Genomic DNA, 24,193 nt, shown 5'->3' on the forward strand with positions numbered 1-24,193 from the left:
ACTATCTAGATAAGATAAAGATATAGAAAAGGAGAAAAGTGGATGAAAAGGAAATTCAAAATAACGATTGAATATGACGGAAGTAGATATAAGGGGTGGCAAAGGCTTGCAAACACAGAGAACACGCTCCAACAAAAAATTGAAACGTTACTCTCTCGGATTACGGGTGAAACGATAGAAATATACGGTTCTGGGCGGACTGATGCAGGGGTTCACGCATATGGCCAAGTTGGATTTCCACGCTAGGTTCAGTGCTAAAGGCAAAAAATATGTATATCGAGTTTGGAAGAGAAACAGTACCAAGTCAGGGATTATTTTTGCTTCATGTTGAGTATTGAAAAAATAAAAAGGAGTGATGATTGGTCACTCCTTAAAATACAAACCTTTTTTTAGAATTACTGACCTAGTTGTGATTTTACTTGTTGTATATCAGCCGCAGAAGCTGGCTGTGCTGGTTGATAATACCCTTTTTGTTGAGCTAGATTAGCAAGTTGATATTGGAATTGCTCATCGCCATTACGAATTTGTTGTAGCGTTTGCCGCAAGTTGGCATTAGAGGTCTCAGCAATGACACGAGCGTAATTACCTAGGCTACCTTTTAATTGGTTCAATACATCATTTACGATTTCTTTTTCTTGCATATTTTTTCACCCTTTCTATTGTAAGAATGACATGAGTTTTTGTTTTGTATTTTGAGCAGATTGGGCAGATTGTTGTAGCATTTGTTTTACTTGAGGGTCAGTTGCTTGATTCGCATAATCTTGTAGTTTTTTTGCTCCAAGATCATGGGCACTGATTAGCTCTCTTAAGCTTTGTAATTCCATTTGTGTTAGTTGCTCCTGCATGTGAATAGCTCCTTTCATTTTAAGTACAATTGTAATGTTCCCAAAAGAGTGTTTTTTTATGCATATAAAATTCATTGATTTCCACATTTTTTCATTTAGTGTTAGAATAAAGTAAGTACCTATTTATATTGCCGCTTTTCTAAATATTTCAAAAACAAGGGGGAATTCAATTGAGTTCATTTTTTATTGAGAAGATTTCATTTCAAGATCCTAAAGAAGTTGAAACAAAACTAGAAACTTTGTTAAAAAAGGAAATCCATTCTACCCGTGATTTAGAAAACTGGTTACGTGAGGAAAGCCAATTATTTGATGAGATTGATGAAATTTTGACTGGCCACTATATTGAATTTCAAGGGCATAATGATGATGAAGAAATTAGACAGCGATTTGAACATGACCAAAACGTGATTACACCTATCATTAAAAAGTATGAAGCATTGCTAGACAAACGCTTTTATGATAATCCATATCGGGAACAGTTAGATACAGAGAAGTATAGTGAATTGATTAAGCGAAGAGTCAATTCTATCGAAATTTTCCGTGAAGAAAACATTCCTTTAGAGGTACAAGAACAAAATTTAAGTACAGAATATTACAAAGTGACAGGTAACATGACAGTAGAGTGGGAAGGGGAAGCAAAAACCCTTCAGCAAATGTCAATTTATTTAAAGGATCCTGATCGTTCAATACGAGAAAAGGCGTGGAAATTAGTCCAAGCTAGAAGATTAGAGGATAAGGACAAGTTAGATGAGATCATGGATCAATTAGTGAAAATACGCCACCAAATTGCTTTAAATGCTGGCTTTGAGAATTATCGCGATTACATGTTCAAGAAATACGAAAGATTCTCCTATACGCCTGAGGATACATATCAATTTCACGAAGCTGTACAAAAATATGTCGTACCTTTAAAAGATGAGATTGAAAAAGAACATCAAAAAGAGCTTGGATTAAAAGATTATCGGCCATGGGATTTAACAGCAGTCAAAGAAGGTGATCAGCCATTAAAGCCATTCACAACGACCGACGAATTAGTTGATGGTGTGACACGCATCTTTAGACGCACAGATTCTAATTTTGCTAAGATGTTAGAAGATATGAACGATCATCATACATTGGATTTAGACAGCCGGAAAGCAAAATCACCTGGTGGTTTTTGTGCTCCATTATCTGTTTCTAATCGTTCCTTTATTTTTATGAATGCATCAGGAACACATGATGATATGACAACCCTTGTTCATGAAGGTGGTCATTCAGTCCACAACTTATTTAAATCCCAATTAGATTTAAGAATCTATAAAAGTACGCCAATGGAATCGGCGGAATTTGCCAGTATGGGCATGGAATTGCTTTCGATGGATAAATGGGATGAATTCTACAAGAATGACGAAGATCTTAAAAAAGCAAAAAGAGAACAACTAGAAGGAATCATTAAATTTCTACCATGGGCAATGACAATCGATAAGTTTCAACACTGGATCTATTTAAACCCTGAGCATTCCGCAGAAGAAAGAAATGATCAGTTTAAAGAGATCGCTTTATCCTTAAGTCAACATTATGAGGATTGGTCAGGCTATGAAGAAGAGTTAAGACATCGTTGGAAAGCACAACTACACATCTACGAGGTTCCTTTCTATTATATCGAATATGCAATTGCCCAATTGGGTGCGGTACAAATATGGAAACAATATAAAGAGAACCCTGAGCAGGCTTTAGCAAATTATAAAAAGGCACTATCTTTAGGTAGCTCAAGGCCTTTGCCAGAGATCTATGAAGCTGCTGGCATCAAGTTTGATTTTTCAGAAGCAATGATTAAAGAATTAATGGAATTTGTGAGAGAAGAGTTAAACCAATTAGGAACTCATAACTAAAAAAGTTTATTCTGGAAATGACCTAGCTCTATATCGGAAAGGAAATAGAGCTTTTTGGATATAATACAACATGATAACAGGACGGGAGGTGAAATCATTTGTTTGATCCAACGATCTATGAAAATATTAAAGTGGTTCTTGAAGGGGAAATATATGACCTTGATTTAGGGCAAAAAATTATCGTGATTGATCGAAACGATTTGATCGATTTAGCTAGAATGTCTAGAACTTTTCAAATACAGTTTAAAATTGTGGGTTCAGAACAAGAAAAAAGTGCTAAAATACAACTTAAAGCCAATACGGAAGATTTGTCTAAGGAAATTTTAGAATGGGAAGATGAGTCAAAACCAGGCTGTGAAATAAAAATTGAATTTTCAATCTCTATCTCCAATCCTAAAGTGGATTGTGAAAAGATAGAGATGACCATCAATCAAATCTGGGAAGGTAGACCAGAGATCACACAAACCATCACTTACGATTTTAAAAAAGAAGATAAACCTTTATATTATGACCATATCCAGTTGAATTTTGGTCGAAAAATTGATGAAGATAACATTGAAGATATCCATGAATTAGTGAACTATACCTATATGACACTACAAGAGCTATAAGAACTAGTAAATACAAGAGAACAATGGGAAGGAGATCAGGAAAATGACAATCACACTAAGAGGGCATCATTTACTATGTATTCATGGGTTTCAAGGCATGGGTTATAGTGAATCCTTTGTCGAGAAAATGAAAGAAGTTACTCACCTCATCCGAGATGATTCTACGAACCCTCTCTTACCCATTAAGGTGATACAAGAACTTGACGATGTTTGCTCCACTTGCCCTCATCATGGAGGAACCATATGCTTGGCAGATAAAAATTCTGATGCACATGTAAAGGAAATTGATCAAAAAGTGATAGCAAAACTAGGATTGATTCCTAATCAAATCTATACAAAGCAAGAACTTCTTATGAAAACACAGAAAATGATTGAACCAGCAGATTTAAGTCAAATCTGTAAAGGTTGCTCATGGTTAGAATATGGGGTATGCCAAGAAGGAATCCAACGGTTAAATACAAAAAAATTACCCCTTTTTTCCTAAATCTATTAGATTTGGGACTAATGACTCAGTTTATAATAATGTTCAATTTGTGATAATTATATTATATACTGAAAAAAATATCAGTTTTTGTCGAAGGGGTTAAATAATGGGATTCCTGATCAATTATTTATTTATTTCATTACCAGAATTTTATGGTATGCTTCTGTTAGGAACTGTTCTTTTTGGGTTTTCCTTTTCAAAGATAAAATATAAAATTCTATTCATGGCGATCATCTCTGCCTTTATTTCTGATTTGATGTGGCAATTAGAATCTTTTGCAGATTTTAGAATCATCATCACAATCATTATTAATACTATACTTTATAAGTTATTCATACATAAGAATTGGAAATTTGCTTTTGGTATGACCCTTACCAGCATTCTTTCTATTTTAATTTCTGAAATAATTGTATTAGTTGTGATTACGCAATTTATTTCCTACCAACAAATCCTAGGAAGCTTTTGGCTCAAATTACTAGTTACATTTACTTATATGTTGCCTTTAATCATTAGTAGTTATTTTATCGAAAAAAAACATTGGTCTGTAACAAAAGGATTCAAAAAACTATTTATTAACAAAAATATTGCTTATTGGATCACTAGTTTAACCCTAATTCTTCTTCAATTGTTTTTTATCATTTATCTAAACTATTCGTTTTATATGAATAGCCAATTTTTACTAAAAAAAATAATTCTAAATATTCATGGATTACCTCTTTTTAGTTTAGGGCTTGTTATTGTGAATATTTTACTTATTGTTTCTGTCATTCAATTGAAAAACATTTATATGCAAAAAGAGATCATTCAAACTGAGAGTGACTATAATCAACACTTAGAAAACGTATTAAAGAAGTTGCGAATGGAACGTCATGATTTTATCAATGAGATTCAAACGATTCATGGCATGATTCAAGCGAAAATGTATGATCATTTACAAGAATATGTTCATGATCTTGTTCAGCATGTTCGTGCGTCCAATCGGCGTATTAAAATTAAAAATATCCCAGTGAGCGCTTTATTACATACAAAGATTGAATTGATGGAAGAAAAAAAAGTAGAGTATAGAGAAATAGTAGAAACGGATGATACATTTCCTTCTATTAAAGGCTATGATTTAGTAAAAATAATCAGTAATATACTAGATAATGCATTAAGAGCTGTAACTGAAAGTCATACAAGAAATCCTTTTATTGAAATATATTGGGGCAAAAAGGATTCGACAGCAATCATTCAGATTTCAAATAATGGGCCAAAAATTGAAAAAAAATAGTTGATTTGTTATTCGAAGAAGGATATACTACTAAAAAAGAAAAGGAAAATAGTGGATTTGGTCTTAGTATTGTTAAATCTATCGTACAAAAATATAAAGGAACAATTAGAGTTGAATCTAGCAAAAATTTGACGACTTTTATTATAGAATTGCCTCTTTAAAAGGGGGAGAAACTATAATGGTTACAAAAATATCTTATTGGTTAGCCAAAAAATTAGCTGAGAAGGCTGAGAGAGACGATGTAGATTACATTCGGTATGGGATCGAAGTGACATTGACTGGTTTGGTAAAAGTTATTGTTCTATTTTCGATCTCTCTCCTTTTTGGTGTTTTTAAGGAAATGGTTACGATTTCATTATTCTTTGCATTATTCCGAATCATTTCTGGCGGCGTTCATATGTCAACCTATTTGCGTTGCTTAACCACTTCGATGCTTCTCTTCTTTATTCCAGCCTACGTATTGCAGCAGATTGCAATTGAAATATCCCCATTCTATTTGCTATTACCAATATATATTTTTTCAGTGATCGTTACCTTCATCTATGTCCCAGTTTCAGCAGCAAATCGTCCGATCCCAAGAGAAAAGCATCATTTTTTTAAATGGGCAAGCTTTGTATTTTTATCCATTTGGTTCATAGGGAATATTTTAATCGATATATTTTACACCTCATTTCATGTGATTTCATTCTTTTCGGCTATTGGAATTTTTCTACAATCAATCACTTTAACTCCTTTTGGAATTCAACTTTTCCACAACATAGATGATTTCTTTATAAGAAGAAAAATTGTGGGAGGTGAAAATCAATGAAAAAGGTATTTAAAGCTCTTGCTTCATTGTTTTCTTTACTTGCTTTAATGGAAGTCTCAACAGCTAGTGTAATCTTGGTTTACCAACCAGAATTACCTAAGAAAAATTAAATCCGCCACAGCATAGATAAAACCAACTAAAAAAGATGGGACATAAACCCATCTTTTTTCTTTATCGGTAAAGAAAGTTTTATTTTCTTTTTCTTGTCATTTGGGGTTTGTATATTCCATAAGAAAAGACATAGGACGACTAACAGTTTTAGCTGTGTAGCGTCACTTGTACACTTTGTGTGCTTTTGGGAGTGTATTTTTTACCTTATTTTTCATTCTAAGAAATACACGGATGATAGAGCGCGTTGGAATATACAAACCTTTTCTTAATAGGACAGAAAGTATAACTTTCTTTTCATTATAGATATAAACTTGATTTTCATGTAAAATAAAAGGAAGAATATTTACCTATGGGGGTATCTAGATGTCTACACCAATCTATAATAAGAAAAAACAATTGAAATATATTAAAGGAAGATTGCAACTTCTTTCTTATATGGTAGATCAATTTAATCCTGAGGATGTAGAACTAAAGGATTTTGAATCAATTGAAGCAGAATTAAAGAAATTGATCGTTAAAACAAAAATATTTCACTATCGAAATGAACATCAGGTACAAAACGAAAAGGAGTAACCCTTTTTGGAGTTACTCCTTCGGTATTTTGTTACTGGCTTCATTTTTTTGAAATTCTATTACTTTGATTATACAGATGCTTTTTTAAAGCTCTTAACATACCAATTCCTTAAGTAAGGAATAACCCAGCGGTCTAAACCTATTTTACCTGCATTGAATCCAGCAACAATGACAAAGATACTTACAAGTACCATTTGTGGGTTATGGCTAACAGTGCCACTAAACAAGAAAGCAAAGTTCATCATCATACCAAAGAAAACAGCGGCGGTTGTAAGACATCCAAGTATAAGTCCTAATCCTACCAAAAATTCACCTAATGGAATCATAAAATTAAAAAATCCTACATTAGGGAGTGCAAAGTTTTCAACAAAGCCTCCCCACCACTGGGATACTGATGGGTGTTCACCACCCATTTTTTTTAATGCTCCTTGTAGGAATCCCTCTGCACTAAATGGTTCTGAACCCGTAAGTTTTTCCCAGCCAGCTGTCATCCAATTCCAACCTAAGTAAAGTCTTAAAAGCAGTAGTCCGTAGGCAGCATAAATATTTTCTCGCAAAAAACGTACCATCAAAACTCCTCCTTTTGCTTTATTATTAAAGAAGATAAAGTAAGATGTTCATCTTACATATGAAGGAAAAGTAATTGGATTGTGTTTTCCTTCCGATATATATATAAGAAGTACTTTTCGTTTTTAGCACATTTCTAGGTTTTCTTTCATAAATTTTTCACATAAAATGTGAACAAGTGATTAAACTTTGTAATCATTTTGAGGTGATTAGATGTATAATCTTTGTCCATAATAAAGAAAGAATAGTTTTTTTATGATGAAGGAGGCTAAAGGATGAATAATCAAACGAAAATTGTTGTTGTTGGAAGCGGAGCAGTTGGATCCACTTTTGCCTATACGGTACTTTTAAGAGGACTTGCGGACGAATTAGTGATCATCGACAAAAATCAGGATAAGGCTGAAGGTGATGCATTAGACCTTAACCATGGCTTACTGTTAGCACAACCAATGAAAATAACTGCAGGTGATTACCCTGACTGCAAAGATGCTGATATTATTGTGATCACCGCTGGAGCAGCACAAAAACCAGGTGAGACAAGATTAGATTTAATGCAGAGAAATGTATCTATATATCACCAAATCTTAACTGAAATCTTAAAATATAATTCGGAAGCGATTTTTCTTATTGCCACAAATCCAGTCGATATTCTTACCTATATCACCATTAAATTAACTCATTTACCAAAGGAAAGAGTTATCGGGTCAGGAACGTTACTAGATAGTGCTCGTTTTCGTTATTTGATATCTGAAAAAATGAATATTGATCCAAGGAGTATTCATGGTATGATAATTGGAGAGCATGGAGATACAGAATTGGCTGCTTGGAGTTTATTAAATATAGCAGGAATGACGCAAGAGCAAGTAAAAGAACAATCCAGGTATTATTTATCCTCAGCAGAAAAAGAAGAGATTTATTTACAAACCAAAAACGCTGCCTATCAAATTATTGAGAAAAAAGGTTCAACCTATTATGCCATCGCTCTATCTTTGGCAAGAATTTGTGAAGCAATTTTACATGATCAAATGTCAATACTACCTGTTTCTGCCTATTTGGATAATTATAAAGGGATTAGTGATGTTTGTTTGGGAATTCCAAGTATTATAGGAAAAAATGGAATTGAAGAGGTTCTTGATCTTCCACTTACAAAGGAAGAAGAAGAAAAACTTCAACATTCAGCGAATCAATTAGGGAACTTTATTCACCAAATACAATTGCCTAAGATTTAGTATGATATACAACCCTTAAATAAAGGGGATTACGGGAAAAGGAGAATATCGATGTCAATTAATCTTTTTACAGATAGTAGCTGTGATTTACCAGAACAAATCATTAAAAAATACAATATCCATGTCATTCCATTACATATCTCCTTTCAAAATGATCACTTTCTTGATCGTGTTAATTTGAGTGTTAATGAATTTTATCAAAAAATGAAGGGACAAGAAGAGTTACCTAAAACGGCTGCACCTTCTCCCCAGGATTTTCTTGATCAATTTGAAAAAGTAATGAGACCAGGCGATCAAGGAATTGTAATCACATTATCCTCACAGTTAAGTAGTACTTATCAAAGTGCTAAGATGGCCGTTGACACGTATAAGGAAGAATATCCTCATGTAGAGATGATCGCTCTTGATGCAAAAAATGCATCGATTGGATTAGGTGTAATTCTCATGCAAGCTGCTGAACTAATAAAAGAAAGTTTTCACTTTGAAGAGCTTATTACTAAAATCAAGCATGTGATTGACCATTCACATATCCTGATTTTCTTAGATACGTTGGAAAATGTGATCAAAGGCGGTCGTTTGGATCGAGTCAGAGGTAAAATAGCCTCGGTATTATCCGTCAAATTAATTATGAAAAATAGTTTTGAAGGTTCAATTGACGTGATTGAAAAAGTTAGAGGATCTAAAAATACAGTGAAACGTTTGATTGATTTAATTGAAGAGTATGGGGTTAATTTAGAACAAAAGATATTAGGAATCGCTCATTCCAATTGCGAAGAAAAGGCACTACAAATAAAAGAGATGGTTGAGAAGCGGTATAAAACTGCCCAAATTATTTTAACTGAAATTGGTCCATCTATTGGTACTTATGCAGGTGAAGGCGGTATACTAGTTGCTTTTTAAAGGTGGATTTGTCTATTATTAAACGGTCGTAACTTGGTTACGATCTTTTTTTCTTTACAAATTGATTCATAAGTTTGGTTATCTTATAGTTCTTATTAAAACCGTAAAGAATATGAAAGATATGGTTATTTAGAATGGGGTGGTTTTATGAAAAAGTTTCGAATCGATGTAGGTGCTGGAATCGATTTAGTTGGAGATGTTCATGGATGCTATGAAGAATTAATAGAAGGAATGAAAAAGTTAGGTTATCATAAGAATAAAAAGGGAATATATTTCCATCCTAAAAATAGAAAGCTGTTATTCCTAGGAGATATGATGAGTCGGGGCTCTTACTCCTTAAAGGTGATGCGCCTTGTGATGGATATGGTGAATGAAACACAAGCTTATGCTATTGATGGCAACCATAATTGGAAGGTTGCTCGTTATTTAATGGGGCGAAATGTAAAAATGGTCCATGGCGACGAGAAATTTGTCACTGAACTAGAACAATTTGAAAAAGAAGAGGGGAAAGAAAAATTAGATAAATTAAAAGAAGAGATGAAGCAGTTCTTACTTGCATGCCCATCCCATTATATCCTTACGAAGGAAGGGAAGGATGTAGCAGTAGCAGTGCATGCTGGAATTCGCGATCAAGATATTGGGAAAGATTCAGAACAAGTACGCTCCTTCACTCGTTATGGGGATACAGCCGGTATGGATGAGAAAGGGAAACCGATCAGAAAGGATTGGACAGTAAACCACCACAACGATCTTTTGATTATTTATGGACATGATCCTAGACCTGAACCGATTATTATTTGTCATACCATCAATATTGATCAGGGGTGTGTTTTTGGAGGGCGGTTAACTTTTCTTCGTTATCCTGAAATGGAAATCATTCAGGTTGATGCAAAAGAGGATTATGCTGGGGATAAGGAACATCATATTACAAAACATTTTCGAGGGTAAAGAAATCTTTAAGGAGGAATGACTCATGGTTGATGAAAGTAAAAAAAGTCTACCAAAAAGAAGTGAGATTGACAAGAAGTATCAATGGAATCTTGAAACGATCTATACGACTGATGAAAAATGGGAAGAAGATTTTAAAAGGGTAAAAGAGATTGCTGAACAATTAAAAGGATTTGAAGGTAAACTAAAATCCTCTGCAAAAAACTTGCTTGAAGGATTAAAGCTACAAGATCAGCTTTCTGAAACACTTGGCAAAGTGTTTGTCTACGCAAGGTTAAGAAAAGATGAAGACAATACTAATGCGAAGTATCAAGCTTTAGCAGACCGAGCAAGTAGTTTAAGTATTCAAGTAAGTAGTATAACCTCTTATATTGTACCTGAAATCCTTTCTATTCCAACAGAAAAGCTAGAATCATTCATAAAAGAGGAAAAAGGACTTGCTTTATATAGGCATTATTTAGATGAAATAGTTCGAACAAAACCACATATTTTATCTCCCGAATTAGAACAGTTGCTGGCACAAACAGGAGAAATCGCACAAGCGCCAGACCATATATTTGGCATGCTAAATAATGCTGATATCAAGTTTCCAACGATTAGAGATGAACAAGGAGAAGAAGTAGAGCTAACGAAAGGCCGTTATATTCAATTTATGGAGAGTACGGATCGTCGTGTTCGCAAAGATGCTTTTGAAGCAATGTATCAAACCTATGGAAGTTTGAAAAACACCTTTGCAGCTATCTTAAATTCTGATGTAAAGAAAAATATTTTCTATGCAAAGGCAAGACATTATGCTTCGGCGCTAGAGGCTTCATTAGATGATGATAATGTGACACCAGAAGTATATAACAATTTAATTGAAACGATAAAGAAAAATATCAATCTCATGCACCGATACGTAAGTTTACGTAAAAAAATGCTTGATCTTGATGAGTTACATATGTATGACCTATATACCCCTATCGTAAAAGATGTAAAGATCAAAGTTCCTTATGAAGAAGCAATAGAAACGGTAAAAAAAGGGCTAAAACCATTAGGGCAAGAATATTTAGACCAATTAGCAAAGGGTTTTGAATCCAGATGGATCGATGTGTATGAAAACCAAGGGAAAACGAGTGGGGCATACTCATGGGGATCGTATGGAACACATCCATATATTTTGTTGAATTATCAAGATAATGTAAATGATCTTTTCACTTTAGCACATGAGTTAGGTCATTCGATGCATTCTTTTTATTCCAATTCAAACCAACCATACATTTATTCCCATTATAAGATCTTTGTTGCTGAAGTCGCTTCTACATTAAATGAAACCTTACTAATGCATTATCTATTGGAAAACATAACTGATAAAAAAGAAAAATTGTATTATTTAAATCACTATTTAGAGCAATTCAGAGCAACGGTTTATCGTCAGACTATGTTTGCAGAATTTGAAAAAATGATTCATGAAAAAGTTGAAGCTAGCGAGGCTCTAACCCCTGATCTTTTAAATGAAATGTACCATCAATTAAATGTTGAATATTATGGACCTGAAATGGTCGTTGATGAATTGATCGATTTAGAATGGGCAAGGATTCCTCATTTTTACATGAATTTTTATGTTTACAAATACGCAACAGGTTTTTCGGCAGCTACCAGCTTGGCAAAGCAAATTTTAGAAGAAGGAGCACCTGCTGTTGAACGCTATCTAACTTTCTTAAAATCTGGTGGGTCTGATTATCCTGTTGAACTTTTAAAAAAGGCAGGCGTGGATATGAACACACCTAAGCCCATTCAACAGGCTCTGGATGTATTTAAAGATCTATTAGACCAAATGGAACAATTGTTAGCTGAGTAAAATGAGAATGTAAGTTTCAAGTGAACGAAGGGTATATCAGAAGTGCTCTTGATTTTATTTCCTTTTTTCGATACATTGTTCTATGTATAAAATAAACATATACTGGAGGTCGAACAAAATGGTTAAGCCATTGCAATTTGATTATAAAAAGGTGCTTGGTTTCGTGCATGAGCATGAAATCGCTCAAATGAAGGACCTTGTAAAAACGGCCCATGAGATGTTACATAAAAAAACAGGAGCAGGCAATGATTATGTAGGTTGGGTTGATTTGCCTGTTCAATATGATAAAGATGAATTTGCAAGGATTAAGCAAGCTGCAAAAAGGATTCAGGAAAACTCCGATGCTCTTGTTGTCATTGGGATTGGAGGTTCTTATTTAGGGGCAAGAGCAGCGATTGAAATGCTCACTCACTCTTTTTACAATCAATTACCAAAGGAACAACGGAAAACACCAGAAATCTATTTTCTTGGGCATCAAATTAGTTCCACCTATTTGAAACACCTGCTTCAGGTATTAGAAGGAAAAGATATTTCAGTGAACGTTATTTCTAAGTCTGGAACAACGACTGAACCGGCCATTGCTTTTCGAGTAATGAAGGAAGTTTTAGAGAATAAGTATGGTAAAGAAGAGGCTAAAAATCGAATTTATGCTACAACGGATGTTTCCAAGGGCGCATTGCGAAAACTGGCTGAAGAAGAAGGATATGAAACCTTTGTTATTCCAGATGATGTAGGGGGAAGATACTCTGTATTGACAGCAGTTGGATTGCTTCCTATTGCTACAGCAGGAATCGATATTGATCAAATGATGGCAGGGGCAAAACACGCCTATGAGTTATATCAAAATGATAATGTGTTAGAAAATGAAGCTTACCAATATGCAGTCGTTCGCAATGCACTATACCGTAAAGGAAAAACAATTGAAATCATGGTCAACTACGAACCAAACCTTCATTATTTCTCCGAATGGTGGAAACAATTATTTGGTGAAAGCGAAGGGAAAGATCATAAGGGAATCTACCCTGCTTCTGTGGACTTTACGACAGACCTTCACTCCATGGGTCAATACATCCAAGAGGGTAGAAGAGATCTAATGGAAACCGTTCTAATAGTAGAGAAAGCAAAAGAAGAAGTTGTGATTAAGAAAACAGAAGATAATTTAGACGGTCTTAATTTTCTTGCAGGAAAAACCATGGATTTCATTAATAAAAAGGCCTTCGAAGGAACATTACTTGCTCATACAGATGGTCAGGTACCTAACTTGATTGTAAAATTAGACCAATTAAACGAATTTACTTTTGGTCATCTGGTTTACTTTTTTGAAAAAGCTTGTGGAATGAGTGGTTATTTACAAGGAGTAAATCCATTTGATCAACCTGGAGTAGAAGCCTATAAGAAGAACATGTTTGCTTTATTAGGTAAACCAGGTTATGAAGCTGAAAAAGCAAAACTTGAGGAAAGATTAAAATAAGATTCTAATTTTAAAAATATTTAAAAATAATGAATTAACATCTTGACGTCACCATAAAATCGTGATAAATTCTAACATAAATATTGAAGAAGAAAAAATAACGATGAAAGAGAATTTTAATGATAGAGGAGCAAAGAGAGCCAGTGGTAGGTGGAAACTGGAGGAATCTACATTAAAATAGCGCTCTGGAGTTGTCAAATCGAAAATTGAGTAGGTTTGACCGGTTAAAGCCGTTATCAGAGTAGATAGTGTTTACACTACCTATAGAGATCATTATTGTGAAATAATGATAAATTAGGGTGGTACCACGAAAGATAACCTTTCGTCCCTATACTGATTAAAATCAGTGTGGGGGTGAGAGGTTTTTTATTTTATGTTCTAGCTTTAATCCTGCACAGATGAGCTGGATTAAAGCGAATCATATAAAAGCAATAAAAGAAAAGAAAGTAGAAAGGGAGTGGAGAAAATGTTTTCTGAATACCAACATTTAAGGATTCCAGGCCCAACACCAATTTCCCCAGAGGTGCAAAGGGCGATGGAACGAACGATTTTAGGCCATCGGAGTGGCGAATTTTCGAAAATCTTTGGCGAGGTTTTAATCAAAGCAAAAAGATTGTTCCAAACCAACCAAGACGTTTTGATTGTGGCAGCAAGTGGAACAGGGGCTTTAGAGATGGCAGTGGCCAATCTTGTTGAACCGGGTGATCAAGTCCTTGTTATTGTTACAGGAGTTTTTGGAGGGCGGTTTGCAAAGATTGCAAAAGCTTTTCAAGCTGAAGTGCTTACCTGTGAATTTGAATATGGAAAAGCGGCAGACCCTGAACAGATCCGCGAAATGCTTGTTCAGAATCCTAAGATTAAAGCAGTATTTGCCACCCATTGTGAAACCTCTACCGGAGTTGTTAATCCGATAAAAGAAATTGCGGAGATTGTTAATGAAACGAATGCAGTCTTTGTTGTCGATAGTGTCTCAGCTCTTGTCGGAATGGATTTAAAAATGGATGAATGGGGTGTGGATATCGCAGTAACGGCTTCTCATAAGGCTTTAGGCTTACCACCAGGTTTAGCATTAATTGCAGTCAGTCAAAAGGCATGGCAAGTGATTGAAGAAACTCATAGCACGCGCTTTTATTTTGATTTAAAAGCTTACAAAGAGAATGCAATCAAAAATACGACTCCATTTACTGGACCTGTCTCATTAGTATTTGGATTATCTACCTCTATTGATTTAATTGAACAAGAAGGACTAGAAAATAGCTTTGCAAGGCACAAACTGCTTCGTGATATGGTTAGAAAAGCAGCTATAGCTTTAGGGTTGTCATTGTTAGTGGAAAATGATCAAGATGCCTCTTGTACGGTGACAGCGATTAAGGGGGATGAACGATTTGATCCTGAACAATTAAGAAAAGTCCTACGTGAGGATTATAAGATTGTTGCTGCAGGGGGACAGCAACATTTAAAAGGAAAAATCTTTCGAATTGGCCATATGGGATATACTCATCCGATGGATATTTTAACGACCATTGCTGGGCTAGAATTGGCATTAAAACAAATTGGGTACCCTGTAGAACTAGGTAAAGGAATAAAAGCGGCAGAGGAGGAATGGCTATATGCACAAAATATTGGTAAGTGACCCTATTTCTGAAGTAGGCTTAACAAAATTACGAGAAGCGGCGGATATCCAAATTGATGTGAAAACGGACTTAAGTCAAACAGAATTATTGGAGATTATTGGGGATTATCAAGGATTATTTGTTAGAAGCCAAACAAAAGTAACTGCAGAGGTGCTTGCCGCAGCAAAACAGTTAAAAGTGATTGGACGGGCAGGAGTTGGAGTTGATAATATTGATGTGAAAGCTGCTACAGAACGGGGAATTGTGGTGATCAATGCACCAGATGGTAATACCATATCAGCTGCCGAGCACTCTTTTGCGATGTTAATCGCCATGGCAAGATGGATTCCCCAAGCCCACCAAGACCTAAAACAAGGGGAATGGAATCGAAAAAAATATGTAGGTGTGGAGTTAAATCGTAAAGTATTAGGGATTGTAGGAATGGGGAGGATCGGATCAGAGGTTGCCAAAAGAGCAAAAGCCTTTAATATGAATGTGATTTGCTATGACCCATATTTAACCTCCGAAAGAGCAGAACAATTAGGGATTGCTTTAGGTACGTTAGAAGAAGTAATCAAGCAAGCCGATTTTATCACTGTTCATACTCCACTAACTAAAGAAACCAAATATCTAATCGATACTCCCCAATTTTTTATGATGAAGAAGGGGGTCAGAATCATCAACTGCGCAAGAGGTGGGATTATCCGTGAAGAAGCTTTGCTTGATGCGTTAGACAAAGGGATTGTGGCTGGGGCAGCTTTAGATGTCTATGAACAAGAGCCACCGATGGAAAGTCCACTAAGACAGCATCCAAAGGTAGTCACCACTCCACATCTTGGGGCATCAACAGAAGAGGCACAATTAAATGTTGCCATCGATGTGGCCGAAGAGGTTTATCATTTTTTGAAAAATGAACCATTCAGAAATGCTGTCAATATGCCTTCATTGCCGTTAGACATGCTAAACCATGTGCGTCCTTATCTTCAACTCGCTGAGCGAATGGGACGATTGGTTGCAAATGTGATCTTAGGAGCAATTGAGAAAATAGAGATTACCTATTCGGGAGATATCATCGATAAAGAGATTGATATTATAACTAGAACAGTATTAAAAGGAATTTTATCGGTGCACCTTGGAAGCGTTGGTGAAGTGAATGATGTGAACGCCCCCATATTGGCAAAATCTAGAGGAATTGCCGTAGTGGAAAGTCGATCAAATAAATCACATGGCTTTACCAATCTTGTCACCGTTAATGTAAAGACAAATCATGAAGAAAAGCATTTAGCAGGTACAGTACTTAATGGTTATGGCGCAAGAATTGTGAATTATAATGGCTTTACTGTCGATTTAAGCCCTGAAGGAAATATTCTTGTGATGGAACATATCGATCAACCTGGAATCATAGGTAGGATCGGTACCGCATTAGGAAATGCTCGAGTAAATATAGCTACCATGCAAGTAGGGCGTAATCAAGTAGGTGGAAAGGCGATTGCCTTTTTAGGAATTGATCACCCTGTTGAGAATGAACTAATAGATAAAATCAAATTCGTTCAAGGCGTACAAAACCTTTTTCAAGTAGATTTATAATCAAATTTCCACTAATTATTTAGGGGTTTGTATATTCCATTAGCAAAGACACGGCACGCTGGAATATACAAACCTTTTTTTATAAAAAGAACTATTGCCATCCTTTTACCAATTGGCTATATTTAAAATCGTAAGCTGTTTCTTTTCATGTTTCGGTAATTTTTTGAAAAGATAAAATGGTATAAATCTTTTATTTGAATTATAATATTTCATAGAAAGAAGGGTATAAGGTAAGATATCAGACTTTTTAAACATTTTATTTAACCATTGGAGGGGGAAAAATGAGGAGAAACTTTAGTAAGATTAGTTTTTTTCTAACACTTGCTTTATTGTTTAGCTTAGTTACACCTTTTCAATTCGTAAATGCAGCAGAAAATAGTGCAAAGAAGATATATGAAAAAGTAACTCGAGGGGAATTTATCATAGAATTAGTTAAAGCGAAAGGTCTTGAATTACCCAACGTAACGACAACGAAATTTACCGATGTCGATGCAAAGTTAGCACCATATGTTCAAGCAGCCTTTGACGCAAAAATTACAAAAGGTGTAGCAACTGACCGATTTGGGGTAAATGATGTTATCACTAGAGAGCAAGCTATTTCTTTAGTGATGAATAGCTTACATCTTTCTATAAAACAAAACTTAAATGCCTTTAGCCAATATAAGGATCTAAAAGAAGTAAGTGACTGGGCAAAAGGAAATATCGCTGCAGCATTAAAAGTCGGCCTCATTCAAGGAACCACATCTTCTACCATTAGTCCAAAAATGGAATTTACCCGTGGACATATGGTTGCGATCATTAACAATTCTCTTCATTTAAACTTAAAACAAATTGATATTTTTGTGACAAATGACTTTCATGGCAATTTAGAAGAGGGTAAGTATGCAGCAGGAATCGCTAAACTTGCAGCAGTATATAATGAATATAAAGAGCAAAATCCTGATGGTACATTTATAGTAGATGCTGGGGATGCCCTTCAAGGGACACCGGTTTCTAATGTGTTTTTCGGCCAACCAGTGATGGAAGCCTATAATAAAATTGGCTATAAAGCGATGACAGTAGGTAACCATGAGTTTGACTGGGGTATTGAAAAGGTTCTAGAAGCAAGGAAAGAAGTAGCTACAAACTTCCCTCTAGTTGCCGCAAATATTTATGATAAAGCAACTAACAAACCTGTAGAATGGGCGGAACCTTATACAATCATTGAACAAAATGGCGTAAAAATTGGGATTATTGGTTTGGCCACTCCTGAAACATTAGAAACAGCAAAATTAGATTTTATTAAAGACTTCGATTTTAAAGATCCTATTACCATAGCTAATCAACTAGTTCCAGAGGTAAGAAAAGCTGGAGCAGAGCTTGTTATCTTATTAACTCATATTCCTGGTTATCAAGATAAAACAACAAAAGAAACCACAGGGGCTTTGGCTGATTTAGCATATGGAGTAAAAGGTGTTGATGGAATTATTGGTGGACATAGTCATCAATTAGTTTCCGATATCATTAACGAAATACCAGTAGTAGAAGGTTCTAACAATGGCAATTTCTTAAGCCACATTACATTAGTGTATGATAAAAAATCTGGCCAAGTGATTTATCACCATGTTGAAGCCGTTGATGTAAAAAATACGACTTTTAATGTAGAGCCAGTCAAAGAAATCGTAGATATTGTCAATAAATATAATGAGAAGGTAAAACCAATTTTTGATGAAGTAATTGGTAAAACGGAAGTTGAATTAAAAAGAGATTATAATAATGAATCGAATATTGGTAACTGGATGGCAGATGTAATGAGAGAAAAAGTAGATGTTCAGATTGCTTTCCAAAATGCAGGAGGGATCAGAACGGATTTACCTACAGGTGATTTAACAGTTGGAGATATTTTCACAGTTATGCCATTTGATAATACCATTGTCACTGGTGAGATGACTGGTGCGCAAATCAAGGCAGTCCTCGAGCAAAGTGTAACTTTGTATAAAGGAATGATGCAGATCTCTGGCTTAAAGGTGAAGTATGATTCAACAAAACCAGAGTATCAAAGAGTGACTGAGATTACTTTAGAAAATGGAACCCCTGTAGAAATGGATAAGACGTACACTGTTGCAACAAATGATTTCTTATCGGGTGGTCAAGATGGATTTAAAACATTAGCTGAAGTCACATGGACAAATACTTATGAATTAGTTCGTGATGCATTGATTGAAAAAATCAAAAATGCTAAAGTGATTGCTCCTACTGTTGAGGGTAGAATGACAGATATCAGCAAACAAGTTAGCATGATGTACTATGAATTATTGGCGGCATAATTATTAAAAGATCAAAGGCTACCTTCCTATAGCGGATCGGTAGCCTCCTTTTTATCTTAAATGAACCATTTTTCGTTTGCGTTTTTCAAATGTACTAATTTGATCGATACCGTATTCTTTTAAATACTTTATTCCTATATCATAATCAGCACCAACATGTTCAGGCCGGTGAGCGTCAGAATTGATGATCATAGGAATATTATATTTTGCTAACCTTTCCATTAAAGCTGTAGCAGGATATAGTTCTTGGACAGGTTTTCTTAAACCGGCAGTACTCATTTCTACTGTAATTCCACTTTGGGCAATCTTCTCTACAACCCGATCATAAAGGGAATAAAGGGTCTCATGTTCATCTTCACTGGGTCTATAACCAAACACTTTAATCACATCAACGTGACCAAGAATGTCAAATTGCTTTGTATCCAAAAGCAGTTCTACCCTACTAAAATACTCCTGATATGCCTCTAAAATTGCTCTTTGATTCCACTGTTCCCTCATTTCGATTAGGTCAAATCCCCAATCGTCAAGCCAATGAACTGACCCTATGACATAGTCCCAGGGATAGGGAGCTAAAAATTGTTCGATTTCTTTCTCCTTTCCGGGGAAATAATCCAATTCAATTCCTAATTTCACTGGAAGCCCCCGTTTTTTTGCTTCTAAAATAAGCGAAACATATTCATCTACATCTTCAGTTTGCCGTTCTTCAATCCATGGATTAAATAAAATAGCCTTAGATTGTTTGAAGCGATAACCATGTTCTGAAAATCCTAAATCGGTAACTCCTCGTTCATTTGCTATTTCAAGATACTTCATGAGCCAATTTATGGTATAAGGCCCTGTTTCTAAATGGACATGATAATCAGTAATCATATCATACATCCTCCTTCCGACTCTTTTTCAATCTATTGTACCATATTCCTTAACATTAGTTTGTTTCCTTCACATATAATGAAATAAGTTTATAATAAGTTTATAATGAGCTTTATAAGGAGGAGAAACATGGTTCCTTTTAAAAATACATGGCCCTACGAAATAATTGGGGAAGATCTCTATTTTCATTCATGCCCTTTTTGTGCTAAAGAAAATGTATTATTGCCTTTAAAAGTAAAAGATTTAAAGAAAATACAATCGGGTATAAAAAATTATTAGTCTTACCCTGTTGTCATCATTCGCTTACGATTCTTGAAGTAGATACTGACTATCTTTTAACCGACAAAGAATTAAGGTAAATTGGTATAGAAAAATGATTTCCCCCAAATACTAAATAAGACTGAATTTTGTTGAGGGGAAAGAATATATGAAAAAAATAATTATGATTCTGATCGATGCTTTAATGCCAGAAGCATTAGAAAATGCAATCAAAACGCAAAAAATACCTGCTCTTAAATTTTTAATGGAGCACGGTACTTATATCTCTGAATGTGTAACCGCATTTCCAACGATGACGGCATCAGTAGACAGTACATTAATGACAGGGGTTTATCCTGATCAACATAAGGTTCCAGGATTGATTTGGTATCATCCTGAGGAAAAACGTATTGTCAATTATGTGAACGGTGCAAGAACTGTTTTAAAGTATGGATTGATCAAAACAGCAAAAGACGTATTGGTTCATTTAAATGAAAGCCATTTAAATAAAAAACCAAGACAATTTATGAAGAATTAGCGGATCATAGTAAAACTTCAGGAGCGATTAACTTTATCATCCATCGTGGAAAAAGTGAACATCATTTAAAGCCACCATTTTTAATAAATCTTTTTACATTCTTTTCCTTTAACAATAGGAAAATAAGTGGTCCCAATATTCTAAGCTTAGGCGCCATCCACAAACCAGCTTTCTTTGGCAGAACTATGGTTTGGAATTGGAATCAATCGGTCTTTCAACAATTTGGAATCAACGATGATTTTGCTGCAGAAGCAACAAAATTGGTGATCCAAAGCGGAAATCAACCAGACTTTTTAATGGTCTATTTTCCTGACCACGATCATTTCTTGCATAAACATATTCACCAGCCGCTAGCCAGTTTAGAGAAAGTAGACCAAAAACTAACCAAAATATTAAATGTCTTTGGATCCTGGGATCAAGCCCTTCAACAAACCACGTTCATTATTATTGGCGATCATGGACAAACGGCAATTGGTAAAGAGCAGCACCATAACATTGATCTAGATCAATTATTAAAACCATTTAAAGTTACACCTGTAGGGAAAAAAATTAGCGAAACAGATGAAGTGGTTTTTGCGAATAATGAACGAATGGTTTATATTTATCCGTTAAAAAAAGATAAACGAGAACAGGTAATTAAAACGTTGCTATCCGATGATCGGATTGATTTTGTTGCTTGGAAGGAAAAGGATCAAATTCATGTTAAGAACCATCAAGGGAAAGAGCTTCATTTTACAAAACAAGGGAAAAAAATAGATCCTTATGGGGTGGGATGGAATGTAGATGGTGATCTGAGTCTTTTAGATATAAAGATAGAGAATGGAGCCATCTATTTCAATCAATATCCAGATGCGTTATCACGATTATACGGTGCCTTGTTTTCACAAGAGATTTTTTCTATTGTTGCTACTGCAAAACCTTCCTTCGAATTTATTTCAAAAACCTTCCCTGTCCATTTAGGTGGAGGAAGTCATGGTTCATTACATCGAACAGACTCAATTGTACCTTTATTAGTTTCTGGTGCAACGAAAAATCCAAAGCCCAATACCCGAATCGTCGATCTAAAAGATTATGTTCTAGATCTTTTAAATGTGACCTCTACGACAACAGGATAGTGATCAGAAAAGGTTACATCTAATACTTCGTAATTGATCAGTTCTAATTCTTTAGAGATAAAAATATAATCGATCCGTTTTTTGGTGAGCATCATAGTTGATTGGTGCTCTTTTTTTGATCGTTTACCAGTATCAATCAGTAGAGAAGAATCTAGTTCTGGAGAAATGGTGTTAAAGTCGCCTAAGAAAATAAAAGGCTGGGATAAAGAACGAATGTATTGTTCAATTTCTTTAAATTGAACGCTTCTTTCTTTCCCATTTAAGCCTAAGTGGGTGTTTAAAAGATGTACCTCTTTACGATCAACCTTAATAACCGTATCAAGGAAACCTCGTTGTTCTTTCTGACTGGTTAAAAGAATTTGTTTTCGATCGAGAATAGGAAAACGGCTTAATGTAGCGATACCATAGTGACCTTTGCCAATAGATAAGTGTGGGCCAAAATGAACATTCATTTTTAATTGATGTTCCAATGCAGTCACTTGCGATCCCCTTTTATTATTCTCGTTCACTTCTTGTAGTCCGATCACATCAGGTTGTTCCTTTTGAAAAAAACGAATCATTTTTCGAAAGGAAGGAATCATCCAAGTATTCTTACCACTATGAATGTTATATGACATGATTTTCATTAGACCTACCCTTTCTATTAAGAGTTCTCTTCAAATAATGTAACCAATTCGCTAATTGTGATACGATTAACTTATTCCGATTACTTTTGTGGGACCCGATAATATATTGAGATGTATATTATAACGAGCACTGTCATCTCTGCCTTTCTATTGTAATATACATTCATTTTATCTAGAAAAAATAGGAGGAATAAAAGTTATGAGGCTACGAAAAAGACCTTGGGTTAAAGATGAAATATTCCAATATACCAGCTATTCTGTTAAGGATCCTACTCAACTTAAAGGAAAATGGCAAGAATGGTTTGGTAATCAGAATCCTATACATATAGAATTAGGAACAGGTAGAGGACAATTTATCACAACATTGGCCAAACGAAATCCTCTGATCAATTATATTGCCATTGAACAAAAACAGGAAGTACTTGTACAAGCAGTACGTAAAGCCGTTCATTTTGAATTAAACAATATCAAGTTTATTTTGGGTAATGTAAATAACCTTCTGAATTTTTTTGGTGAACAGGAAATTTCCAGGATCTATTTAAACTTTATTGATCCATGGCCAAAAAAACGACATGCAAAAAGAAGATTAACACATCACCTTTTTTTAAAGATGTATAAACAAATCCTTGTTGATAGTGCAGAGATTCATTTTAAAACAGATAATGAGCTACTTTTTGAGTTTTCATTAAATGAACTAAGTGGCCATCATTTTCAATTAAAAAATATCAGCCTAAATTTATATCGGGATGAAGAAGAGATTGAAAACCATGTTCAAACTGAATATGAAGAAAAATTCATCAATCAAGGGAAACCAATCTATCGTTTAGAAGCAAAATGGTTAGGAACAAATCAAAAAAACTGGAGGAATTAGTGAGCGAATATTGAAAATGATAAATATGGTAAAAATGATAGGAGTGACCGATTTGAACCCATTCGTGACAGAAAGAGAATACATAATCCATTATTATGAAATCGATTACCAACAAAGAGCCTTACCAACTACTTTGATCAATTATTTTCAAGATATTGCTCTTTTTCAAAGTGAACAAGTTGGGATTGGCTTAGATTTTTTACAGAAAAATCATTTGGCTTGGTCATTATACCAATGGGATATTTTAATAAAGAATTATCCAGTCTTTGGGCAAAAACTAAAAGTCTCAACAAATGCCTGTTATTTTGAAAAATTTAATGCCTATCGGGAATTTAAAGTGACTGATGAACATGGCGAATTAATGGTTTATGCCTTTTCTCGGTGGGTGCTATTAGATACTGAAAAAATGCGGATAACCAAGATTCCGAAAATGATCTATCAAGCTTATGGTTTAGACCCTGATCAAATAAAAGATTCTGAGATGAGTAAATTGGATGAGCCAAGAGAAATTGAATATATGAAGGATTTTACTGTTCGTTATAGTGATATTGATACGAATAAGCATGTGAATAACGCCAAGTATGTAGAATGGGCTATAGAAACAATACCATTAGAAACTGTATTAAATTACAGTTTGAATAATATCAAGGCAATGTATAAGAAAGAAACTAAATATGGAACTAAGGTTCAAGTGAGAACAGAGATCGTAACCGAAAGTGATCAATTGAGAGGGTTGCATCAGATTGTTGATGAACAAGATACGACATTATGTTTGTTAGAAACCACTTGGAAGGCTATGGATTGATGAATTTCAAAATTGCCAAATGGATTTTGCATCTCTTAACTAAACCAGTTAGAAATATTAGATGTTCTTTTAAATG

General features: G+C 34.8%; 26 protein-coding genes, 1 pseudogene and 1 other annotated feature. Of the genes and pseudogenes, 22 read left to right on the forward strand and 5 right to left on the reverse strand.

Features of this window, described 5'->3' with window-relative positions; genetic code table 11:
* Window positions 1–42 precede the first annotated feature (42 nt).
* Complete coding sequence (locus U473_RS00690) at window positions 43–246, forward strand: tRNA pseudouridine synthase A (protein WP_068722456.1); 204 nt, start codon at window positions 43–45, stop codon at window positions 244–246.
* 149 nt (window positions 247–395) lie between these two features.
* On the opposite strand, the gene U473_RS00695 is transcribed toward U473_RS00690, so the two are convergent.
* Complete coding sequence (locus U473_RS00695; protein WP_068722458.1) at window positions 396–641, reverse strand: spore coat protein; 246 nt, start codon at window positions 639–641, stop codon at window positions 396–398.
* Between the two features lie 15 nt (window positions 642–656).
* Window positions 657–845: a hypothetical protein gene (locus U473_RS00700; protein WP_068722460.1), complete on the reverse strand. Its 189-nt coding sequence runs from the start codon at window positions 843–845 to the stop codon at window positions 657–659.
* A gap of 170 nt (window positions 846–1,015) precedes the next feature.
* Here U473_RS00700 and U473_RS00705 point away from each other — a divergent pair, with 170 nt between their 5' ends.
* From U473_RS00705 to U473_RS00730, 8 genes are all read left to right on the forward strand, one after another.
* Window positions 1,016–2,716, forward strand: coding sequence for a M3 family oligoendopeptidase (locus U473_RS00705; protein WP_069801124.1), 1,701 nt, complete (start codon window positions 1,016–1,018; stop codon window positions 2,714–2,716).
* Between the two features lie 98 nt (window positions 2,717–2,814).
* On the forward strand, window positions 2,815–3,327 hold the full coding sequence (locus U473_RS00710) for a hypothetical protein (protein ID WP_068722462.1): 513 nt from the start codon (window positions 2,815–2,817) through the stop codon (window positions 3,325–3,327).
* 43 nt (window positions 3,328–3,370) lie between these two features.
* Window positions 3,371–3,811, forward strand: a complete 441-nt coding sequence (locus U473_RS00715; RefSeq protein WP_068722464.1) for a DUF1284 domain-containing protein — start codon at window positions 3,371–3,373, stop codon at window positions 3,809–3,811.
* Window positions 3,812–3,917: 106 nt separating this feature from the next.
* The gene (locus U473_RS15335; protein ID WP_068722466.1) at window positions 3,918–5,081 is read left to right on the forward strand and encodes a sensor histidine kinase; all 1,164 of its coding nucleotides are present in this window, start codon (window positions 3,918–3,920) and stop codon (window positions 5,079–5,081) included.
* Window positions 5,082–5,086: 5 nt separating this feature from the next.
* Entirely contained in the window at window positions 5,087–5,242 is a 156-nt protein-coding gene (locus tag U473_RS15585; RefSeq protein WP_161937257.1) for an ATP-binding protein, read from the forward strand.
* Between the two features lie 17 nt (window positions 5,243–5,259).
* A complete protein-coding gene (locus tag U473_RS00725) occupies window positions 5,260–5,889 on the forward strand; it encodes an accessory gene regulator ArgB-like protein (RefSeq protein WP_068722469.1) in 630 nt (209 codons plus the stop codon).
* Window positions 5,886–5,999, forward strand: coding sequence for an AgrD family cyclic lactone autoinducer peptide (locus U473_RS14055; RefSeq protein ID WP_082732290.1), 114 nt, complete (start codon window positions 5,886–5,888; stop codon window positions 5,997–5,999). Before U473_RS00725 ends, U473_RS14055 begins: the two co-directional genes overlap by 4 nt.
* 364 nt (window positions 6,000–6,363) lie before the next feature.
* The gene (locus U473_RS00730; RefSeq protein ID WP_068722470.1) at window positions 6,364–6,573 is read left to right on the forward strand and encodes an SE1561 family protein; all 210 of its coding nucleotides are present in this window, start codon (window positions 6,364–6,366) and stop codon (window positions 6,571–6,573) included.
* Window positions 6,574–6,641: 68 nt separating this feature from the next.
* Here the strand turns inward: U473_RS00730 and U473_RS00735 are convergent, their stop codons facing one another.
* The gene (locus U473_RS00735) at window positions 6,642–7,145 is read right to left on the reverse strand and encodes a DoxX family membrane protein (RefSeq protein ID WP_068722471.1); all 504 of its coding nucleotides are present in this window, start codon (window positions 7,143–7,145) and stop codon (window positions 6,642–6,644) included.
* A gap of 270 nt (window positions 7,146–7,415) precedes the next feature.
* On the opposite strand from U473_RS00735, the gene U473_RS00740 reads away from it, so the two are divergent.
* From U473_RS00740 to U473_RS00775, 8 genes are all read left to right on the forward strand, one after another.
* Window positions 7,416–8,369, forward strand: a complete 954-nt coding sequence (locus tag U473_RS00740) for an L-lactate dehydrogenase (RefSeq protein ID WP_068722472.1) — start codon at window positions 7,416–7,418, stop codon at window positions 8,367–8,369.
* 51 nt (window positions 8,370–8,420) lie between these two features.
* The gene (locus U473_RS00745; protein WP_068722473.1) at window positions 8,421–9,269 is read left to right on the forward strand and encodes a DegV family protein; all 849 of its coding nucleotides are present in this window, start codon (window positions 8,421–8,423) and stop codon (window positions 9,267–9,269) included.
* 147 nt (window positions 9,270–9,416) lie between these two features.
* Window positions 9,417–10,217: a metallophosphoesterase gene (locus U473_RS00750; RefSeq protein ID WP_068722474.1), complete on the forward strand. Its 801-nt coding sequence runs from the start codon at window positions 9,417–9,419 to the stop codon at window positions 10,215–10,217.
* A gap of 25 nt (window positions 10,218–10,242) precedes the next feature.
* A complete protein-coding gene (gene pepF, locus U473_RS00755; RefSeq protein WP_068722475.1) occupies window positions 10,243–12,057 on the forward strand; it encodes an oligoendopeptidase F in 1,815 nt (604 codons plus the stop codon).
* A 118-nt stretch (window positions 12,058–12,175) separates the two neighbouring features.
* Window positions 12,176–13,528, forward strand: coding sequence for a glucose-6-phosphate isomerase (locus U473_RS00760; protein ID WP_068722477.1), 1,353 nt, complete (start codon window positions 12,176–12,178; stop codon window positions 13,526–13,528).
* Between the two features lie 94 nt (window positions 13,529–13,622).
* Window positions 13,623–13,861 (forward strand) — a binding site (T-box leader).
* A gap of 133 nt (window positions 13,862–13,994) precedes the next feature.
* Window positions 13,995–15,161 carry a pyridoxal-phosphate-dependent aminotransferase family protein gene (locus tag U473_RS00765; protein ID WP_068722479.1) on the forward strand — a complete coding sequence of 389 codons (1,167 nt, stop codon included), beginning with the start codon at window positions 13,995–13,997 and terminating at the stop codon, window positions 15,159–15,161.
* Window positions 15,139–16,728 carry a phosphoglycerate dehydrogenase gene (gene serA / locus U473_RS00770; RefSeq protein ID WP_068722481.1) on the forward strand — a complete coding sequence of 530 codons (1,590 nt, stop codon included), beginning with the start codon at window positions 15,139–15,141 and terminating at the stop codon, window positions 16,726–16,728. The genes U473_RS00765 and serA overlap by 23 nt, the downstream gene beginning before the upstream one ends.
* Window positions 16,729–17,009: 281 nt before the next feature.
* Window positions 17,010–19,034: a 5'-nucleotidase C-terminal domain-containing protein gene (locus U473_RS00775; protein ID WP_068722482.1), complete on the forward strand. Its 2,025-nt coding sequence runs from the start codon at window positions 17,010–17,012 to the stop codon at window positions 19,032–19,034.
* A 51-nt stretch (window positions 19,035–19,085) separates the two neighbouring features.
* Here the strand turns inward: U473_RS00775 and U473_RS00780 are convergent, their stop codons facing one another.
* Entirely contained in the window at window positions 19,086–19,904 is an 819-nt protein-coding gene (locus tag U473_RS00780; RefSeq protein ID WP_068722484.1) for a histidinol-phosphatase HisJ family protein, read from the reverse strand.
* Between the two features lie 129 nt (window positions 19,905–20,033).
* Between U473_RS00780 and U473_RS00785 the strand changes: the two are divergent.
* The 3 genes and pseudogenes from U473_RS00785 (at window position 20,034) to U473_RS14065 (ending at window position 21,815) form a co-directional block, all read left to right on the forward strand.
* Window positions 20,034–20,263, forward strand: a pseudogene (locus tag U473_RS00785) (hypothetical protein).
* Between the two features lie 68 nt (window positions 20,264–20,331).
* Window positions 20,332–20,700, forward strand: coding sequence for an alkaline phosphatase family protein (locus U473_RS14060; RefSeq protein ID WP_082732291.1), 369 nt, complete (start codon window positions 20,332–20,334; stop codon window positions 20,698–20,700).
* A 185-nt stretch (window positions 20,701–20,885) separates the two neighbouring features.
* A complete protein-coding gene (locus U473_RS14065; RefSeq protein ID WP_082732292.1) occupies window positions 20,886–21,815 on the forward strand; it encodes an alkaline phosphatase family protein in 930 nt (309 codons plus the stop codon).
* Here U473_RS14065 and U473_RS00795 read toward each other — a convergent pair.
* Window positions 21,770–22,441, reverse strand: a complete 672-nt coding sequence (locus tag U473_RS00795; RefSeq protein WP_082732293.1) for an endonuclease/exonuclease/phosphatase family protein — start codon at window positions 22,439–22,441, stop codon at window positions 21,770–21,772. The two genes, U473_RS14065 and U473_RS00795, sit on opposite strands and share 46 nt — an antisense overlap.
* Window positions 22,442–22,640: 199 nt before the next feature.
* On the opposite strand from U473_RS00795, the gene trmB reads away from it, so the two are divergent.
* Together trmB and U473_RS00805 are read left to right on the forward strand one after the other, a co-directional pair.
* On the forward strand, window positions 22,641–23,312 hold the full coding sequence (gene trmB, locus U473_RS00800) for a tRNA (guanosine(46)-N7)-methyltransferase TrmB (protein WP_068722488.1): 672 nt from the start codon (window positions 22,641–22,643) through the stop codon (window positions 23,310–23,312).
* Window positions 23,313–23,364: 52 nt separating this feature from the next.
* A complete protein-coding gene (locus tag U473_RS00805; protein WP_161937258.1) occupies window positions 23,365–24,117 on the forward strand; it encodes an acyl-[acyl-carrier-protein] thioesterase in 753 nt (250 codons plus the stop codon).
* Window positions 24,118–24,193 lie beyond the last annotated feature (76 nt).

Origin of the sequence: Tepidibacillus decaturensis (assembly GCF_001561915.1) — a bacterium.
GTDB lineage: Bacteria > Bacillota > Bacilli > Tepidibacillales > Tepidibacillaceae > Tepidibacillus_B > Tepidibacillus_B infernus.

Excerpts from the sequence above, each read along its gene's own strand:
- U473_RS00690 (WP_068722456.1), top strand. The coding sequence starts at position 43 with ATGAAAAGGAAATTCAAAATAACGATTGAATATGACGGAAGTAGATAT.
- U473_RS00695 (WP_068722458.1), bottom strand. The coding sequence starts at position 641 with ATGCAAGAAAAAGAAATCGTAAATGATGTATTGAACCAATTAAAAGGT.
- U473_RS00700 (WP_068722460.1), bottom strand. The coding sequence starts at position 845 with ATGCAGGAGCAACTAACACAAATGGAATTACAAAGCTTAAGAGAGCTA.
- U473_RS00715 (WP_068722464.1), top strand. The coding sequence starts at position 3,371 with ATGACAATCACACTAAGAGGGCATCATTTACTATGTATTCATGGGTTT.
- U473_RS15335 (WP_068722466.1), top strand. The coding sequence starts at position 3,918 with ATGGGATTCCTGATCAATTATTTATTTATTTCATTACCAGAATTTTAT.
- U473_RS00725 (WP_068722469.1), top strand. The coding sequence starts at position 5,260 with ATGGTTACAAAAATATCTTATTGGTTAGCCAAAAAATTAGCTGAGAAG.
- U473_RS14055 (WP_082732290.1), top strand. The coding sequence starts at position 5,886 with ATGAAAAAGGTATTTAAAGCTCTTGCTTCATTGTTTTCTTTACTTGCT.
- U473_RS00730 (WP_068722470.1), top strand. The coding sequence starts at position 6,364 with ATGTCTACACCAATCTATAATAAGAAAAAACAATTGAAATATATTAAA.
- U473_RS00740 (WP_068722472.1), top strand. The coding sequence starts at position 7,416 with ATGAATAATCAAACGAAAATTGTTGTTGTTGGAAGCGGAGCAGTTGGA.
- U473_RS00745 (WP_068722473.1), top strand. The coding sequence starts at position 8,421 with ATGTCAATTAATCTTTTTACAGATAGTAGCTGTGATTTACCAGAACAA.
- U473_RS00750 (WP_068722474.1), top strand. The coding sequence starts at position 9,417 with ATGAAAAAGTTTCGAATCGATGTAGGTGCTGGAATCGATTTAGTTGGA.
- pepF (WP_068722475.1), top strand. The coding sequence starts at position 10,243 with ATGGTTGATGAAAGTAAAAAAAGTCTACCAAAAAGAAGTGAGATTGAC.
- U473_RS00760 (WP_068722477.1), top strand. The coding sequence starts at position 12,176 with ATGGTTAAGCCATTGCAATTTGATTATAAAAAGGTGCTTGGTTTCGTG.
- U473_RS00765 (WP_068722479.1), top strand. The coding sequence starts at position 13,995 with ATGTTTTCTGAATACCAACATTTAAGGATTCCAGGCCCAACACCAATT.
- serA (WP_068722481.1), top strand. The coding sequence starts at position 15,139 with ATGCACAAAATATTGGTAAGTGACCCTATTTCTGAAGTAGGCTTAACA.
- U473_RS00775 (WP_068722482.1), top strand. The coding sequence starts at position 17,010 with ATGAGGAGAAACTTTAGTAAGATTAGTTTTTTTCTAACACTTGCTTTA.
- U473_RS00780 (WP_068722484.1), bottom strand. The coding sequence starts at position 19,904 with ATGATTACTGATTATCATGTCCATTTAGAAACAGGGCCTTATACCATA.
- U473_RS14060 (WP_082732291.1), top strand. The coding sequence starts at position 20,332 with ATGAAAAAAATAATTATGATTCTGATCGATGCTTTAATGCCAGAAGCA.
- U473_RS14065 (WP_082732292.1), top strand. The coding sequence starts at position 20,886 with ATGGTTTGGAATTGGAATCAATCGGTCTTTCAACAATTTGGAATCAAC.
- U473_RS00795 (WP_082732293.1), bottom strand. The coding sequence starts at position 22,441 with ATGAAAATCATGTCATATAACATTCATAGTGGTAAGAATACTTGGATG.
- trmB (WP_068722488.1), top strand. The coding sequence starts at position 22,641 with ATGAGGCTACGAAAAAGACCTTGGGTTAAAGATGAAATATTCCAATAT.